The organism is Streptomyces sp. NPDC002640, assembly GCF_053592575.1.
In genome coordinates this window covers 20114-36458 of sequence record NZ_JBSFVZ010000014.1, presented here as the reverse complement: position 1 = coordinate 36458, position 16345 = coordinate 20114, and the positions used below count along the sequence as shown (strand labels likewise).

General features: G+C 74.6%; 13 protein-coding genes. 9 read left to right on the top strand and 4 right to left on the bottom strand.

Annotation, left to right across the window (positions count from 1 at the left end):
• Window positions 1–18: 18 nt before the first annotated feature.
• Together hutU and hutG are read left to right on the top strand one after the other, a co-directional pair.
• Complete coding sequence (gene hutU, locus ACWD3O_RS19835) at window positions 19–1704, top strand: urocanate hydratase (protein WP_451416773.1); 1686 nt, start codon at window positions 19–21, stop codon at window positions 1702–1704.
• Window positions 1701–2720, top strand: a complete 1020-nt coding sequence (hutG, locus tag ACWD3O_RS19830) for a formimidoylglutamase (RefSeq protein ID WP_451412134.1) — start codon at window positions 1701–1703, stop codon at window positions 2718–2720. The genes hutU and hutG overlap by 4 nt, the downstream gene beginning before the upstream one ends.
• Window positions 2721–2920: 200 nt before the next feature.
• On the opposite strand, the gene hutI is transcribed toward hutG, so the two are convergent.
• The gene (gene hutI / locus ACWD3O_RS19825; protein WP_451416772.1) at window positions 2921–4126 is read right to left on the bottom strand and encodes an imidazolonepropionase; all 1206 of its coding nucleotides are present in this window, start codon (window positions 4124–4126) and stop codon (window positions 2921–2923) included.
• A 227-nt stretch (window positions 4127–4353) separates the two neighbouring features.
• Entirely contained in the window at window positions 4354–5889 is a 1536-nt protein-coding gene (gene hutH / locus ACWD3O_RS19820) for a histidine ammonia-lyase (RefSeq protein WP_451416771.1), read from the bottom strand.
• Between the two features lie 151 nt (window positions 5890–6040).
• Here hutH and ACWD3O_RS19815 point away from each other — a divergent pair, with 151 nt between their 5' ends.
• Both ACWD3O_RS19815 and ACWD3O_RS19810 read left to right on the top strand, forming a co-directional pair.
• Window positions 6041–6808 (top strand): IclR family transcriptional regulator, encoded by a 768-nt coding sequence (locus ACWD3O_RS19815; protein ID WP_451412131.1) that lies wholly within the window; start codon window positions 6041–6043, stop codon window positions 6806–6808.
• A gap of 29 nt (window positions 6809–6837) precedes the next feature.
• The gene (locus ACWD3O_RS19810; RefSeq protein WP_451416770.1) at window positions 6838–7965 is read left to right on the top strand and encodes an amidohydrolase; all 1128 of its coding nucleotides are present in this window, start codon (window positions 6838–6840) and stop codon (window positions 7963–7965) included.
• 85 nt (window positions 7966–8050) lie between these two features.
• On the opposite strand, the gene ACWD3O_RS19805 is transcribed toward ACWD3O_RS19810, so the two are convergent.
• Both ACWD3O_RS19805 and ACWD3O_RS19800 read right to left on the bottom strand, forming a co-directional pair.
• On the bottom strand, window positions 8051–9499 hold the full coding sequence (locus ACWD3O_RS19805; protein WP_451416769.1) for an FAD-dependent oxidoreductase: 1449 nt from the start codon (window positions 9497–9499) through the stop codon (window positions 8051–8053).
• A gap of 148 nt (window positions 9500–9647) precedes the next feature.
• The gene (locus tag ACWD3O_RS19800; protein WP_451416768.1) at window positions 9648–11753 is read right to left on the bottom strand and encodes an AAA family ATPase; all 2106 of its coding nucleotides are present in this window, start codon (window positions 11751–11753) and stop codon (window positions 9648–9650) included.
• Window positions 11754–11862: 109 nt separating this feature from the next.
• On the opposite strand from ACWD3O_RS19800, the gene ACWD3O_RS19795 reads away from it, so the two are divergent.
• From ACWD3O_RS19795 to ACWD3O_RS19775, 5 genes are all read left to right on the top strand, one after another.
• Entirely contained in the window at window positions 11863–12606 is a 744-nt protein-coding gene (locus ACWD3O_RS19795) for a TetR/AcrR family transcriptional regulator (protein ID WP_451416767.1), read from the top strand.
• A 38-nt stretch (window positions 12607–12644) separates the two neighbouring features.
• Window positions 12645–14219: an MDR family MFS transporter gene (locus ACWD3O_RS19790; RefSeq protein ID WP_451416801.1), complete on the top strand. Its 1575-nt coding sequence runs from the start codon at window positions 12645–12647 to the stop codon at window positions 14217–14219.
• Between the two features lie 136 nt (window positions 14220–14355).
• Window positions 14356–14850 carry a MarR family winged helix-turn-helix transcriptional regulator gene (locus ACWD3O_RS19785; RefSeq protein ID WP_451416766.1) on the top strand — a complete coding sequence of 165 codons (495 nt, stop codon included), beginning with the start codon at window positions 14356–14358 and terminating at the stop codon, window positions 14848–14850.
• Complete coding sequence (locus ACWD3O_RS19780) at window positions 14847–15302, top strand: MarR family transcriptional regulator (RefSeq protein ID WP_451416765.1); 456 nt, start codon at window positions 14847–14849, stop codon at window positions 15300–15302. The genes ACWD3O_RS19785 and ACWD3O_RS19780 overlap by 4 nt, the downstream gene beginning before the upstream one ends.
• A 290-nt stretch (window positions 15303–15592) precedes the next feature.
• Window positions 15593–16189 (top strand): TetR/AcrR family transcriptional regulator, encoded by a 597-nt coding sequence (locus ACWD3O_RS19775; protein WP_451416764.1) that lies wholly within the window; start codon window positions 15593–15595, stop codon window positions 16187–16189.
• Window positions 16190–16345: the final 156 nt, after the last annotated feature.

Genomic DNA, 16345 nt, shown 5'->3' with positions numbered 1-16345 from the left:
CCCTCCCAAGGAGTGCACATGACCAGCGTCTCGTCCGAGGCCCCCGGCGTCGTCCGCGCGCCGCGCGGCACCGAACTCACCTGCCGGGGCTGGCAGCAGGAGGCCGCCCTGCGCATGCTCATGAACAACCTCGACCCCGAGGTCGCAGAGCACCCCGAGGACCTCGTGGTCTACGGCGGCACCGGAAAGGCTGCCCGGAACCGGGAGGCGTACGACGCCATCGTCCGCACGCTGAGGACGCTCGAGGACGACGAGACGCTGCTCGTGCAGTCGGGCAAGCCCGTCGGCGTGATGCGGACCAACGAGTGGGCGCCGCGGGTGCTCCTCGCCAACTCCAACCTGGTCGGCGACTGGGCCAACTGGGAGGAGTTCCGCAGCCTGGAGGCCCGCGGGCTCACCATGTACGGCCAGATGACCGCCGGCTCGTGGATCTACATCGGCAGCCAGGGCATCCTCCAGGGCACCTACGAGACGTTCGGCGCCGTCGCCCGCAAGAAGTTCGGCGGCACCCTGGCCGGCACGATCACCCTCACCGCCGGTCTCGGCGGCATGGGCGGCGCCCAGCCGCTCGCCGTCACCATGAACGACGGCGTGGCCCTCTGCGTGGACGTCGACCCGAGCCGCATCGAGCGCCGCATCGCCCACCGCTACCTCGACGTCGCCGCCGACGACCTCGACCACGCCCTCCGCCTCGCCGTGGAGGCCCGCGACGCCCGCAGGCCGCTCTCCATCGGCGTGCTCGGCAACGCCGCCGAGGTCTTCCCCGAGCTGCTGGAGCGGGGCGCGCCCATCGACATCGTCACCGACCAGACCAGCGCCCACGACCCGCTGGCCTACCTCCCCGTCGGCGTGAGCGTGGAGGACTGGCACGAGGAGGCCCGCAAGGACCCGGCCGGCTTCACCGAGCGCTCGCGCGCCTCCATGGCCCGGCACGTCGAGGCGATGGTCGGCTTCCTCGACGCCGGCGCCGAGGTCTTCGACTACGGCAACTCGATCCGCGACGAGGCCCGCAAGGCCGGCTACGGGCGGGCGTTCGACTTCCCCGGCTTCGTGCCCGCCCACATCCGGCCCCTGTTCGAGGAAGGCCTCGGCCCCTTCCGCTGGGCCGCCCTCTCCGGCGACCCGAAGGACATCGAGGCCACCGACAAGGCCGTCATGGAGCTCTTCCCGGAGAACGAACACCTGCACCGCTGGCTGAAGATGGCCGGCGAACGCGTGGCCTTCGAGGGCCTGCCCGCCCGCATCTGCTGGCTCGGCTACGGCGAACGGCACCGCGCCGGCCTGCGCTTCAACGAGATGGTCGCCTCCGGCGAGCTGTCCGCGCCCGTCGTCATCGGCCGCGACCACCTCGACTCCGGCTCCGTCGCCTCGCCCTACCGCGAGACCGAGGCGATGCTCGACGGCTCCGACGCCATCGCCGACTGGCCGCTGCTCAACGCCCTCGTCAACACCGCCTCCGGCGCCTCCTGGGTCTCCATCCACCACGGCGGCGGCGTCGGCATGGGCCGCTCCATCCACGCCGGCCAGGTCTGCGTCGCCGACGGCACCGAACTCGCCGCCCGCAAGCTCGCCCGCGTCCTCACCAACGACCCCGGCATGGGCGTCATCCGGCACGTCGACGCCGGATACGAGCACGCCGCCTCGGTGGCCGAGCAGCGCGGCGTGCGCATCCCGATGACGGAGACCGACGGCGGTGCCGCGTGAGCGCCGCGCCGACGCGGCACGAGCCGCGCCAGGAGACCCGGCCCGTCCCACCCGTCCCGCCTGTCCCCACGGACCTGCCGGCCGCCCCCTGGACCGGGCGGGACGACGGGCCCGGCGCCGAGGACCTGCGCTGGCACGGGGCCGTCCACCTCGACCCCCGCGGGACGGCCCCCGGCGACCTCGCCTTCGTCGGCTTCCGCAGTGACGAGGGCGTACGCCGCAACAAGGGCCGGCCGGGCGCGGCCGACGGCCCGGCGGCCCTGCGCCACGCCCTGGCGTCGATGGCCCTGCCGAAGCCGCTGCGGGCGCTCGACGCCGGTGACGTCGAGGTCGCCGGAGAGGGCGACGACGCCCTGGAGACGGGGCAGGAGCGCCTGGGACACGCGGTCGCCGCACTCGTCGACCGCGGCCACCCGGTGATGGTGCTCGGGGGCGGCCACGAGGTGGCGTACGGCAGCTACCTCGGGCTGGCGCGCACCCGCGCGCTGCGCCAGGGCGCCCGGCTCGGGGTGCTCAACCTCGACGCCCACTTCGACCTGCGCGACGACGACCGGCCCAGCTCCGGCACCCCCTTCCTGCAGATGGCGCGGGACGAGGCCCGGCACGGCCGGGAGTTCACCTACCGGGTGCTGGGGATCAGCCAGCCCAGCAACACCCGGCGGCTGTTCGCCACGGCGGAACGGCTCGGCGTCCGCTGGCTGCCGGACACCGACTGCGGGGCGACCGACCTGGACCGCGCCGAGAGGTTCGTCGACGACTTCCTCGCGAGCTGCGACGTCGTGCACCTGAGCGTCGACCTCGACGTGCTGCCCGCCGCGGTCGCGCCCGGGGTGAGCGCGCCCGCCGCCTACGGGGTGCCGATGGAGGTCGTGGAGCGGGTCTGCCACCGGGTCGCCGCCAGCGGCAAGCTCCTGGTCTGCGACGTCGCCGAACTCAACCCGGAGTTCGACGTGGACCGGCGCACCGCCCGGGCCGGCGCCCGCCTGATCCACCGGATGGCCACCGCTTTGGCGTGACCCCTGCTGCGGGCCCGCACGGCCCGCCCCCCCCGAACAGGCCGCCAGGCCGTGCGAGCGACGAGTGCCGCGGCCTGGCGGCCGCGGCGTTCCCGCGCGGAGGACCGGCGGCGCCGAGGGCCGACGCCGAACGCCTCCCTCCCCGGCCCTGACGGGCGGTGGGAGGGAGGCGTTCGGCAGCGGCGGACCTCCGGCGGCACTCACACGGCGGTGGACGCCGTCCCCGCGCAGGCGCGGCCGGCCCGGCGGACGGCGGAGACCAGCGGCACCCCCGGGCGGTACGCCAGGTGCACGTGGGAGGGCGCCTCCAGGACCACCAGGTCGGCCCGCGCCCCGGGGGACAGCCGGCCGACATCGGTACGGCGCAGTGCGCGGGCGCCGCCCGCCGTCGCCGCCCACAGGGCCTCGTCGGGCGTCATGCGCATCTCCCGGACGGCCAGCGCGATGCAGAAGGCCATCGAACTGGTGTAGGAGGAACCGGGGTTGCAGTTGGGGGAGAGGGCCACCGTGGCGCCCGCGTCGAGCAGCCTGCGGGCGTCGGGGTACGGCGAGCGGGTGGAGAAGTCCGAACCCGGCAGCAGGGTCGCGACGGTCCGGCCCTGCGCGAGGGCGTCGACGTCGGCGTCGGTGAGGAAGGTGCAGTGGTCGGCCGAGGCCGCTCCCAGCTCGACGGCGAGCTGGACGCCCGGCCCGTGGGAGAGCTGGTTGGCGTGCACCCGCGGCACGAGACCGCGCGCCGCCGCCGCGGTCAGGACCGCCCGCGCCTGGTCGCCGTCGAAGGCGCCCTGCTCGCAGAAGACGTCAGCCCAGCGGGCGTGCGGCGCGCACGCGTCCAGCATTGGGCCGGTGACCAGGTCGACGTAGCCGCCCGGGTCGTCGGCGTACTCCGGGGGCACCAGGTGGGCGCCGAGGTAGGTGACCTCGTCGGTGTGGGCGGCGGCGATCGACACGGCGCGTGCCTCGTCCGCCACGGTCAGCCCGTAGCCGGACTTGGTCTCCAGCGTGGTGGTGCCCTGCCGGAGCGCCTCCCGCACATGACGCGCGACCACCGCGTGCAGGTGGTCGTCGTCGGCGGCGCGGGTGGCCTCGACGGTGGTCCGGATGCCGCCCGCGCTGTAGGGGCGCCCCGACATGCGGGCGGAGAACTCGTCCGTGCGGTCCCCGGCGAAGACCAGGTGGGAGTGGGAGTCGACGAAGCCGGGGATGACGGCCCGTCCGCCGACGTCCACCCGTTCGTCGGCCGCCGGGGCGGTGGCGGCGGGGCCGGCCCAGGCGACGTCGGCGCCCTCGATCAGCAGGGCGGCGTCGGTGAGCAGCCCGAGCGGGCCCTTCCCGAGGGCGGGGTCGTTGGTGACGAGCGAGCCGATGCCGGTGATCAGCGTGCTCGTCCGGTGGTGCGGATCCATGCGGTACTCCTGTACGGGGGTTGGCGCGGGGCCCGGCCATCACGGGGCCCCGGGGCGGGCCCCCGCCGCAACGGGAGGGCCCGCCCCGGCGCGTCGACGGCGCCCTCCCGTCCCGAAGCCCGGCCCACCATCCGACGCGAAGGCGTCAGGAGGTGGGCGGCGGCGACCGGGAGCCGGTACCGGGGTCGTGACCCCGAGGCGGCGGCCGGGGTGGCGGGGGAGTGGGGTCAGAGGAGTGGGCCGGTGGTGGACTCCGCGGCGGCCACGGCGCGGCCCGAGGCGACGTACTGGACGGTCGCCTCGATCTCGGGGGCGAGCCACCGGTCCGTGCCGGGGCCGGCCACCGTCTCGCGCAGCGCGTCCCGCACCGCCGCCGTGGCCGGTGCCGGCGCCAGCGGCTCCCGCAGGTCCAGGGCGCGGGCCGCGGTGACGATCTCGACCGCGAGTACGCGGCCGAGCCCGTCGAGGGCGCGGCGCAGCTTGCGCGCGGCCGACCAGCCCATCGACACGTGGTCCTCCTGCATGGCGCTGGAGGGGATCGAGTCGACGGAGGCGGGCGCGGCGAGCCGCTTCAGCTCGGAGACGATCGCGGCCTGCGTGTACTGGGCGATCATGTGCCCGGAGTCCACGCCCGGATCGTCGGCGAGGAAGGCGTTCAGACCGCGGTTGCGGGCGGGGTCGAGGAACCGGTCCGTCCGCCGCTCCGAGATGGAGGCGACGTCGGCGACGGAGATGGCCAGGAAGTCGAGCACGGCGGCGACCGGGGCGCCGTGGAAGTTGCCGTTGCTCTCCACCCGGCCGTCGGCGGTGACGACCGGGTTGTCGACGGCGCTCGCCAGCTCACGGGAGGCCACCAGCTCCGCGTGCGCCAGGGTGTCCCGGGCCGTGCCGTGGACCTGCGGGGTGCACCGCAGCGAGTAGGCGTCCTGCACGTAGACGCACTCCGGACCCGCGTGGCTCGCCAGGATCGCCGACCCGGCGAGCAGGGAGCGGAGGTTCCCGGCACTGTCCGCCTGGCCGGGGTGCGGGCGCAGCGCCTGCAGGTCGGCGGCGAACACGGCGTCGGTGCCCAGCTGGCCCTCGACGCTCATCGCGGCGGCGATGTCGGCCGTGCGCAGCAGGCGGCGCAGGTCGTGGGCGGCGAGGACGAGCATGCCGAGCATGCCGTCGGTGCCGTTGATGAGGGCCAGGCCCTCCTTCTCCTCCAGGACGACCGGGGTGATGCCCGCCTCGGCGAGCGCCTCGGCGGCCGGCTTGCGCACGCCGTCGGCGGTACGGACCTCGCCCTCGCCCATGACGGCGAGCGCGCAGTGCGCCAGCGGGGCCAGGTCGCCCGAGCAGCCGAGCGAACCGTACTCGTGGACGACCGGGGTGATGCCCGCGTTGAGCAGCGCCGCGTACGCCTGCGCGGTCTGCGTCCTGACACCCGTACGGCCCGTGGCGAGGGTGGACAGCCGCAGCAGCATCAACGCGCGGACGACCTCGCGCTCCACCTCGGGCCCGGAACCCGCGGCGTGCGAGCGCACCAGGCTGCGCTGGAGCTGGGCGCGCAGCTCGACGGGGATGTGACGGGTCGCCAACGCGCCGAAACCGGTGGAGACGCCGTAGTGTGGCTTGGCGTCGTCGGCGAGGGCCTGGACCACCTTCCGGCTGCGGGCGATCTCCTCCAGCGCCTCGGGGGCGAGGGCCACCGGGGCGCCGAGACGGGCAACGGACACAACTTCGTCGGCAGAGAGCGCGCCGACACCGACAACAACAGTCATGATCCCATCGAAGCCGCAGGTCCGGGCCGGTATCGACAGGCGCGGCGGGACCGTTGTCTGGGATCCCAGATTTTTTCCGGTGAAACGTCTGGGATCCCGGACACCAGGACCGCGTGACCGCTGGTCCACGCCGCTGGTCTACTGTCGCCCCATGGGTATCGTCCCGGCCGCCGCGCAGGTCCTCGCCGTGCTGCGCTACCTGGCGCGGCAGGCGGCGCCCGTCCCCGCCGCCGCCATCAGCCGCGACGTCGGCCTGCCGCGCTCCACGACCTACCACCTGCTCGACACCCTCGTGGCGGGCGGCTTCGTGGTCCACCTCCCGGAGGAACGGCGCTACGGCCTCGGCGTCAGCGCCTTCGAACTCGCCTCCGGGTACCAGCGGCAGGCACCCCTCCAGCGTCTGGCGCGGGCGCCGCTGGCCACGCTCGTCGACCGCACGGGGCACAACGCGAACCTCGCCGTGCTGCACGGCCGGGAGGTCATCTACGTCATCGAGGAGCGCGCCCCGGGCCGGGCGCCGCTGGTCAGCGAGGTCGGAGTCCGACTGCCGGCCCACCTGACGGCCAGCGGCCGGGCGGTGCTGGCGCTGCTCCCCGCCGCCCAGGTGCGGGCGATCTTCCCCGACCGGTCGGCCTTCGTGCTGCGGCACGGGGTCGGCCCCTCCTCGCTGACGGCCCTGCGCGGCCTGCTGGTCCAGGCCCGCCGCCGCGGATACGCGACGGAGGAGAGCGAGGTCACCCCCGGCCTGTCCTCCATCGCCGCCCCCGTGCTGGACCATCACGCCCACCCGATCGCCGGCGTGTCCGTCACCTTCCCCGGCGACGCCGCCGACGCCGCCGAACGGCAGCGGATCGCCGACCACGTGACCCAGACGGCCCGGGAACTGACACGCCGCGTGGGCGGCGTCACCCCGCCCTGACCCGCCTCAGCGGCCACCGCCGGGCCCTCGTGGCGCTGAGCCACAGCCTCCACGCCGAGCCCGAGACCGCCCTGAAGGAACACCGGTCGGCCGCCAAGATCACCTCCCTCGCCGAGGAGGCGGGCTTCCAGGTCACCCGCGCGGTGGCCGGGCTGCCCACCGCCTTCGTCGCCACCCACGGCACCGGCGACCTGGTGGTGGCGCTGTGCGCCGAGTACGACGCGCTGCCCGGCATCGGCCACGCCTGCGGACACAACGTCAACGGCGCCGCCGCGGCCGGCGCCGCCCTGGGCCTCGCCGCCGTCGCCGACCTCCTCGGGATCACCGTGAAGCTCATCGGCACGCCCGCCGAGGAGGACATCGGCGGCAAGGCGCTGCTGCTGGAAGCCGGCGTCTTCGACGACGTGGCCGCCGCCCTCATGGCCCACGCCGCACCGGAGGACTCCGTCGGCGCGTCCTCCCTGGCGATCGGCGCCTGGGACGTCGTCTACCGGGGCAGGCCGGCCCACGCCGCGCTCGCCCCCTGGGAAGGCGTCAACGCCCTGGACGCGATCACCCTCGCCCACGCCGCGGTGGGCATGCTCCGCCAGCAGTTGCCCCCGGGCACCATGGTCCACGACATCGTCCTGGAGGCCGGCCACGCGGTCAACGTGATCCCCGAGTCGGCCCGGGCCCGCTACGAGCTGCGCGCCCGCACCCTCGAGGACCTGGCCCACGCCCGCCGCCGGGTACGGGCCTGCCTGGAGGCGGCGGCCCTGGCCACCGGCGCGGAAATCGAACTCACCCCGCACGGCGCCGACTTCGCGGACCTGCGGCAGGACGAGTTCCTCACCGCGGCCTACACCCGGGCGGCCCGCGCACTCGGCCGCGACCCCGTCGACCGACGGAACGAGGTCATGGCCTCCACCGACATGGGCAACGTCTCCCACGTCCTGCCCGCCCTCCACCCGACCATCGGCTACGACACCGGAGGAGCCCTCCACCACACCGAGCCCTTCGCCCGCCACGGGAACTCGCCGGGAGCCGACCGCGCCGTCGTCGACGCCGCGACCGCGCTCGCCCACGTCGGCGTGGAACTGGCCACGGACCCCGGGCAACGGCAGCGGTGCCTCGACCTGGTCGCAGCACGGCGGACGACCGGCGGCCAGGTTCCCTGAACCCCCGGGCCCCGTGCGAGCGCCCGGGCCGGCGCCGCGCCGGTGGGGGAGGGGCCCCCGCCCGGGAAGGGGCCCGCGTGCGCCGCTATCGCGCCTCGACCGCGGCCAGCACCTCGGCGCGGCCCGGGCCGGGCCAGGTCCAGGCCGGGCCGCCGTTCAGGGCGAGGGCCCGCTCGACCAGGCCGGGCGCGGCGAAGGCGCTCTCCGGGCTGTCGAGCATGCACGCCACCTCGGTCATCGCCCGCAGCACGTCCGGGTCCCTCAGCTTCACGCCGTCGAGGGCGTTGGTGAGGTGCCAGGCCTCGTCGTCCGTCTCGTAGGGGCGGCCGGCGACGGCGGCGTCGATCTCGGCGATCCGGTGCCGGTCCCACTCGCGCAGCCGCCCGTACACCGGGGCGAGGGTCCGCCCGGTCACCTCGTCGAAGCGCAGGGCCAGGTCGAGGGGGTCGGACAGCCCGGTCTTGGCGACCGTGTCGCCGAGGGCGACCGCGTGGGTCAGCCCCATCGACAGCCCGAGGCCGAACTGCGGGTCGGTGGCCGCCCAGGCGTCCCCGACCGGCACCAGTCCGGTCACCACCGGCCGTCCGTCGACCACCGTGTGCTGGATGCGGCTGTGCAGGCCCGCCATGGCCTGCGGCGCGGTGATCGGCTCCCCGCCGGTCCGGCCGTCCAGCTCGGGCAGGATCCGCGCGGCCCGCTCCCAGGCCGCCGGCTCGCGCAGGGCCTTGAGGGCGTGGTCGCGGCCGGAGACGACCAGGACCACGGACCAGGTGTCGTGGTCGGCCGGGATCACGATGGTCGACAGACCCTCGTGGTGGACGAGCGGCCAGACGGGCGCGGCGGGGGCGCCGCCCGCGGCGCGGTAGGTGCGGGCGTAGTAGACGAAGCCCGCCTCGGCCCGTTCACTGGCCGGCGGCGGTCCGCCGAGCCGGGCGAGCAGCGTGGGCACCGGGGAGTTCCGGCCGCCGGCGTCCACCACCAGCGCGGCCCGCAGCTCCTCGCCGTCCTGGGTGACCACACCGGTCACCCGGGGACGTCCCTCCGGACCGGCGGGACCGGTGAGCAGACCGGTCACCTCCACACCCCGCCGCACACCCACCCCGGGCACGGCCTCGGCCGCCGCGGCGAAGGCGGCGTCCAGGACCGGGCGGCGCGCGGTGAGGGTGTCGTAGCGCTCGTCACCGGGCCGCGGGCCGTCCATGCCGGGCAACTCCCGTGCCGCGGCGGCGATGTTGAGCCGCAGCGGTCCCGCGGCCTCCAGCGCGTCGGCGACCTCGGGCAGCCGTTCGCGCAGCAGCGCGGTCCCGGCGGGCAGCAGGATGTGCGGCTGCCGGAACTGGGACACGCCGGGGCGGCGCCAGTCCCCCCACGCGCGTTCCGCGACATCCGGGCCCCGGCCCAGGTCGTGTCCGTCGCGTTCCAGCACGGTGACCCGCAGCCCCTGCCCAGCCAGTGACATCGCGGCCGCCAGGCCGACGGGTCCCGCGCCGATCACGATCACGTCCGCGTCCGGTCCGTCCGGTCGTCGCTGCATCGGAAGCCTCCTCGAGAGAACATCGGTTCGTCGTGGGGCCACGTTCGCCGTGATCGCCGCTCGGCCGGCAGTCCATTCCCCGCTCACCGCCCGCCGTTCGGTGCTCACTTCCGGCTCGGTTCCGGCCCGCTGCGGGCTCGGCTCCGCCTCAGACGCTCGGCGCGGGGATCGGGACGCCGGCCGTCTCCCGCTGCCAGAGGATGTCGCAGACCTTGTCGACGCCGCGCCGCAGGTGCCTGCGGTAGGTGCTGTACGGCAGGCTCAGCCGCTCGGCGGCGACCATGTGGCTGGGCACCCGGTGGAAGTACGCGGTGGCCAGCACGCGGTGCAGCTTGGCGTCGCGCGGATCGGCGCGCAGGGCGTCCACGGCGTCGCTCAGCAGCTCGCGCAGCATCTCCCCGGTGTGCTCGGCGGCGTACCCGGGCTGACCCGTGACCATCCGGGCGGTGCGCAGCGCACCGGCGGCCAGGACGTCCGGGCGGTGCCAGTCGCGCAGGGCGGCGCGGACCGCCGCGTCGAAGTCGGCGCGGGCCAGCGGGGCGGGCACCGCGTCGGCCGCCGGGCGGGAGGGTGGTTCGGTCAGCGCGCCCGGCTGGGTGCGGTCGAACCAGATCGACAGGGGCGTGACCCGCCAGTCGCAGGCGAAGAGCGTGTAGGTGTGCCCGTTGGGCCAGGGCAGGGCGGTGGCCCGCTCGTGCCCCAGGTGCTCCATCAGCGCCTCCCACAGCTCCGGGACCGGGCTGATGATGAACGACCAGGCCAGGGCCCCGGAGCGGATCCAGTCGGCGCAGATGCGCAGCTGCATCAGGTGCAGCACCGGCGATATCTCGTAGTACGCGGGCGGGTGGATCAGGAAGCGGGCCAGCAGCAGGTGCTCGCCCGGCCGCAGCGGGCCGGTGCGCAGGGTGTGCTCCCACGCCTGGGCCAGCACCGGGTCCGCGGCGAGCTCCTCGGGGTCCGGCTCGCCGCCGAGCCGCAGCCAGGTCATGAAGGCGACCGGCTCGCCCGTCGCGGAGTCCCGGTACATCCAGAACGCCTCCGGCTGCCGCTCCAGCCAGAACTCCACCACCGCGGCGGACTCCGGGCCCTCGGTCTCGGTGATCATCCGGCGCACCGCGTCGTGGTCCCCGGGCCGCAGGACGTCCTCGTGGTGGTCGCCCTCCCGGCTCATGCGGAAGTACCGGCCCATCGGCCCGTACCGCTTGAGGTAGCTGAGCTCGCGGATCGCCACCAGCGCCTCGGCCGGGGCGGCGGTGCGCGCCTGCTCCAGCAGGTGGTGGCCGACGCGCCGGTGCATCTCCTCGTACCCCTCGGGGTCGCGCCAGCGCAGGTCCGCGTCGACGGCGTCGCTGGCGAGGTCGTGCAGGAACACGCCCTGCCGGGCCCAGTCGGCGACCGGCAGCCTGCGCAGCCAGGTGAACATCTCGGCGCCCCGCTGCGGCCCGACCACCGCCCGCAGCAGCCCCTCGGTGGTGGTCATGGCGTGCGCCGCGACCTCCAGGGCGAGCCGGTGCTCGGCGCCGGGCACCTCGCCGACCATCCGGGACAGCAGCGCCGTCAGCACGTCGGGGGTCGGGGCCCAGCCCGCGTTCCCGCCGTCGTCCCCGCCCGGGTTCCCGGCGCTGCTCCCGCTCCCCGCCGGGCCGGGCGCGGCGACGCCGGAGGCCAGGCTCAGGGCGAGCGGGTGGCCGCCGGCGAAGCCGAGCACCCGCTCCCGCACCGCGGGCGCCACCCCGCGCAGCTCCAGCAGCCGCTCCGCCTCCGCCGGCTCCAGGCCGGCCAGCGGCACCACGGCCAGCGCCTCGCTCCAGGCGAGGTCGGCCCGCCAGGCGGGGCTGGGCCCCTCCCGCCCGGCGAGCACCACCAGGGTCCGGCCGGGCAGTCCGGGCAGGAAGTGGTCGCGCAGCCAGCCCTCCAGGCCCTGGCAGTGCTCGAACGCGTCGATGAGCAGCACGGCGTCGGACGCGGCGGCGACCGCCCCGGCCTCCGCCCGGAACCCGGCGGGCGAGGGATCGATCAGCCGTCCGTTCACCTCCACCACGGGCCGCCCGGCGTCACGGCTCTCGTCGGCGAACCGGCGCAGCAACGTCGACTTGCCGACCCCGCCGGGGCCGTGCACGTGGAGCACCGCGGGAGCACCCGCCGCCCCCGCCAACGCGTCGCGGAACAGGGCGAGTTCCCGCCGCCGCCCCACGAAGGCGCGCTCGCGCGCCCACCTCAGCCGTTCCGCCAGACTCCCCGCACCGCTGCTCATCCGGCGACCCTATCCGCCCGCCACCACCCCACCCGGGCCGCCCATGAGGGCTCCTGGCCCGGCGTCCACCTCGGATCCAAATTTTGCACGACGTGCATCTTTGCATACCATGCAACTTATGTCGGAGAGGAACACCGCGGGTGGCGGACTGCGGGAACGGAAGAAGAGGGCGACACGCGCCGCCCTCACCGAGGCCGCGATCCGCCTGGCCGCCGAGCACGGGGCCGAGAAGGTGACCGTCGAGGCGATCAGCGCGGCCGCCGGTGTGTCGGTGCGGACGTTCTTCAACTACTTCGACACGCGCGACGACGTGTTCGTCCTCACCGACGCCGAGGCCGGCGCGCGGATACGCCGCGCGCTGCTCGGAGCGCCGCCCGCCCTCACCCCCCTGGAAGCACTCCAGGACGCCCTGGCGGCGGAGCTGGCCGAGGCCGAGCACCACCACGACCTGTGGCGGCTGCACGCCGAGGTGCTGCGCGCCGCCCCGCACCTGCTGGTACGCCTCCTCGGCGCGCACGCGGCGGACGAGACGGAACTGGCCGAGGCCATCGCCGCGCGCATCCGCCCGGACACCGCACCGCAACCCCCGGCCACGCCGGAACCCCCGGCCGCCGCGGCCCCGGCCGCCTCCGACGAGGCCCGGCGCAAGGAACTGGACCTCTACCCGAGACTGCTGGCCGCGGTGGCCGTCACCGCCCTGCGGATCAGCGTCGAGCACTGGTGCGCCCGCCCCGACGAGCGCGCCGTCCGCGACGTGTTCCGGGAGACCTTCGCGCTCCTGGCCGCCGGCCTGCCGGCCCCGCCCGGACCACCGACCACACACCACAGCCACCGTTCGAAAGAGAAGTCGTGACCGCATCACAGGCGCCCGCTGACGCGCCTCCCGCCCCGATGACCTCCCGGCAGATACTGCAGACCATGTACGGCCTGATGGCCGGCATGTTCGTCGCCATCCTCGCGGGCACCGTCGTGTCCAACGCGCTGCCCACGATCATCACCGACCTCGGCGCCAGCCAGTCGTCCTACACCTGGGTCGTCACCGCCGAGCTCCTCGCCATGACCGCGACGGTGCCCCTGTGGGGCAAGCTGTCCGACCTGTTCAACAAGAAGCTGCTGCTCCAGCTCTCCCTGCTGATGTTCGTGGTCGGCTCCCTCCTGGCGGGCTTCTCCCAGGACACCACCCTGCTGATCTTCAGCCGGGTCGTGCAGGGCATCGGCGCGGGCGGTCTGACCGCCCTCGCCCAGGTCGTCATGGCCGCCGTCATCCCGCCCCGGGACCTGGGCAAGTACTCCGGCATCTTCGGCGCGGTCTTCGCCGTCGGCACGGTGGCCGGCCCGCTCATCGGCGGCGTGCTCGTCGACACCGACTGGCTCGGCTGGCGCTGGTGCTTCTTCATCGGCGTGCCCTTCGCACTCCTCGCCATCCTGATGCTGCAGCGCACGCTGAAGCTGCCCACCGTCAAGCGCGAGGTGAAGATCGACTGGCTCGGCGCGTTCCTCATCGTCGCCGGCGTCTGCGCGCTCCTCATCTGGGTCTCGCTCGCCGGCAACCAGTTCGACTGGGCGTCCTGGCAGACCGCCGCGCTCGTCGCCGGAGGCGTCCTGCTGCTGGTCCTCGCGGTCCTCGTCGAGGCCCGCGCCGCGGAGCCGGTCATCCCCCTCGACATCTTCCGCAACCGCACGGTCACCCTCACCACCGTCGCGAGCCTCCTGGTCGGTGTCGCCATGTTCGGCGGAACCGTCTTCCTCTCGCAGTACTTCCAGGTGGCCCTCGGCAAGTCGCCCACGGTCGCGGGTCTGATGAGCCTGCCGATGATCCTGGGCCTGCTGGTGTCGTCCACCGTCGCCGGACAGCTGATCAGCCGCACCGGCAAGTGGAAGAGCTACCTGGTGGCGGGCGCGGTCGTCATGACCGCCGGCCTCGCCCTGCTCTCCCTGATCGACGCCGACACCCACTTCGGCCTGCTCAGCCTCTACATGGCCGTCCTCGGCATCGGCGTCGGCATGCTGATGCAGAACCTGGTGCTCGCCGCGCAGAACGACGTCCCGGCCGCCGAACTGGGCGCCGCGACCTCGGTGCTCTCCTTCTTCCGCAGCATGGGCGGCACCATCGGTACCTCCGTCCTCGGCGCGATCCTCGCCAACCGGGTCGCCGACGAGATGACCAAGGGCCTGCAGCAGGCCGGTGTCCCCGCGGGGACCACGGAGGCCTCGGGCGGCGGCGGCCACAGCGTCCCGGACATCAGCACCCTGCCCGCCCCCATGCGGGACATCGTGGAGCACGCCTACGGGGTCGCCACCGCCGACCTGTTCCTGATCGCCACCCCGTTCGCGTTCCTCGCGCTGATCGCGGTGCTGTTCGTCAAGGAGAAGCCGCTGAAGACCACCAGCGGTCTGGAGCGCCTCGCCGAGGAGGCCGGCGACGGCCCCACCACCCCGGACACCGGCAAGACCCTCGTCGGCTGATCCCCCCACCCCCTCGACCGGGGCCGCCCGCCACCCGCGGGCGGCCCCGGTCGCGTCTCCCGGCCACGGGCGGCAGCCCGGACGGCGGCCGGGCAAACACTAGCCATGTACATAGTAGCCATGTACTCTATCGGCCATGAGCAAGGGTTCGCCGGGTCCCACGCCCGGTTTCCTCGTATGGCGGCTCGCCAACAAGTGGCGTGTCGCGGTCGACCGCGCGATGGCTCCGCTGGGCCTCACCCACGCGCAGTACTCGCTGCTCGCGTCGCTGCACGGCATGCAGCGCGCGGGTGAGCGGCCCAGCCAGCGCCGACTGGCCGACCACACCGGCCTGGAGGCGTTGTACGTCTCGAAGCTGGCCCGCGCCCTGGAGTCGGCCGGGCTGATCGAGCGCACCCGCGACCCCCGCGACCCGCGCGCCGTGCAGCTCGCTCTCACCGAGGAGGGCCAGGCCGTCGTGCGGCGGGCGATCGCGGTGGTCCAGGAACTGCTCCAGCAGTTGCTGGAGCCGCTCGGCGGCCTCGACGCCCCGCGGACGCAGGCGTTCACCGACGACCTGACGGCCCTGCTCGACGCACCTCTCGCTCCACCCGTACCGAACGACGAGAGCACCAGGGGGACACCACCATGACCACCACCGGATCCACCACCGGACCCGTCGCCAACGCCCGCGACCTGGCGCTGGCCCACTACGCCGCCCGCGGCGTCCTGGAGCACGTCCTGGCCCGGCACGGCATCACGTTCCAGCAGCAGGTCACCCTGCGCGCCGCCCTCACCGCCGGCGCCCCGCTCGCGCCGGACGACCTCGTCGCCCAGGTGCGGGACTCCCTGAAGGCCGATCCGGCCGACATCCGCGCCACCCTCGACGAACTGCTCGCCGCGCGACTGCTCGAGACGGACGGCCCGCGACTTCGCCCCACGGACGCGGGGCGCGAGCTGATGGCCGCCGTCGGCGCGGCGACCGCCCCGGTCAGCGCCCGCATCTGGGGCGGCATCCCCGAGGCGGACCTGGCCGCCGCCGGCCGCGTCCTCGCCCTGGTCACCGAGCGCGCCAACGCGGAACTCGCGGCGCTGACCGCCTGACGCCCGGTCGGCCGCCTGCGTCCGGCCGCGCCGGCCAAGCTCAACAGCCCTGAACGGGCTCCGCGAGTTCGGCCTGGCGAAGAGTGCGGAACGCCTCCGGGGTCGTCCATCCGCGCAGCGTGGCGTGCATCGACGAGCGGAACGCGGCCTCGGCGGTGGCGGCGTCGAGGGATCTCCACAGGATCGAGAGCTTAGCCAGAGGCCTTCGCGGCTTCGTCAGCCGGAGCCTTCGTCCGCAAGGTGAGTGACATGTATTGCAACGGTCGATCCAAAACAGCTAGGGTGGCGGCATGGCCCGACCGCGGATGTTCGACGAGCAACGGGCCCTGGACGCGGCGATGCGCACGTTCTGGGAGAAGGGCTACGAGGCCACTTCCACCCAGGACCTGTGCGAAGCCACCGGCCTGGGGCGCAGCAGCATCTACAACACCTTCACCAGCAAGCGCGACCTGTTCGAGCGGGCACTGGCCCACTACATCGACACCATGACGACCGCTCAGCTGGCCGTCCTGGAGGACCCGCGGCGCTGTGCCGCCGACCGCATCCGCGGCCTGTTCGCGATGGTGGTCGACGGTGAGACCGAGCACCGGGCCGGCGGTCGCGGTCTGGGCTGTCTGACCGTGAACACCACGGTCGAAATGGCGGGTCGCGACAGCCGGGCGGCGCGACTGCTGGAGCGCGACACGGCCCGCAGGCTCGCGGTGCTGCGCGCGGTGATCGAGGCAGGCCGCCGGGACGGAAGCATCACCTCCCAGCGGGACGCCGGCGCGCTGGCCCGCTTCGTCAACGCGGCGATCGGCGGGATGCGCATCTCCAGCCAGGGCGGTGCCGACCGGGCCGCACTCGAGTCGATCGCCGAAGTCACCCTCGACGCACTGACCCGCTGACCTTCTGACCCGTTGATCCGCTGAGTTGTGCGCCCCTTGGGCGATGCCTGCACACGCCCAAGTTTTGGACTGGGCAGTACATAACACGCCACCCCCGCGTCGCCCGGACCTCACTTCGGTCGGCGTCGGTCCCGTCCCGTCCCATCCCGCCCCGCA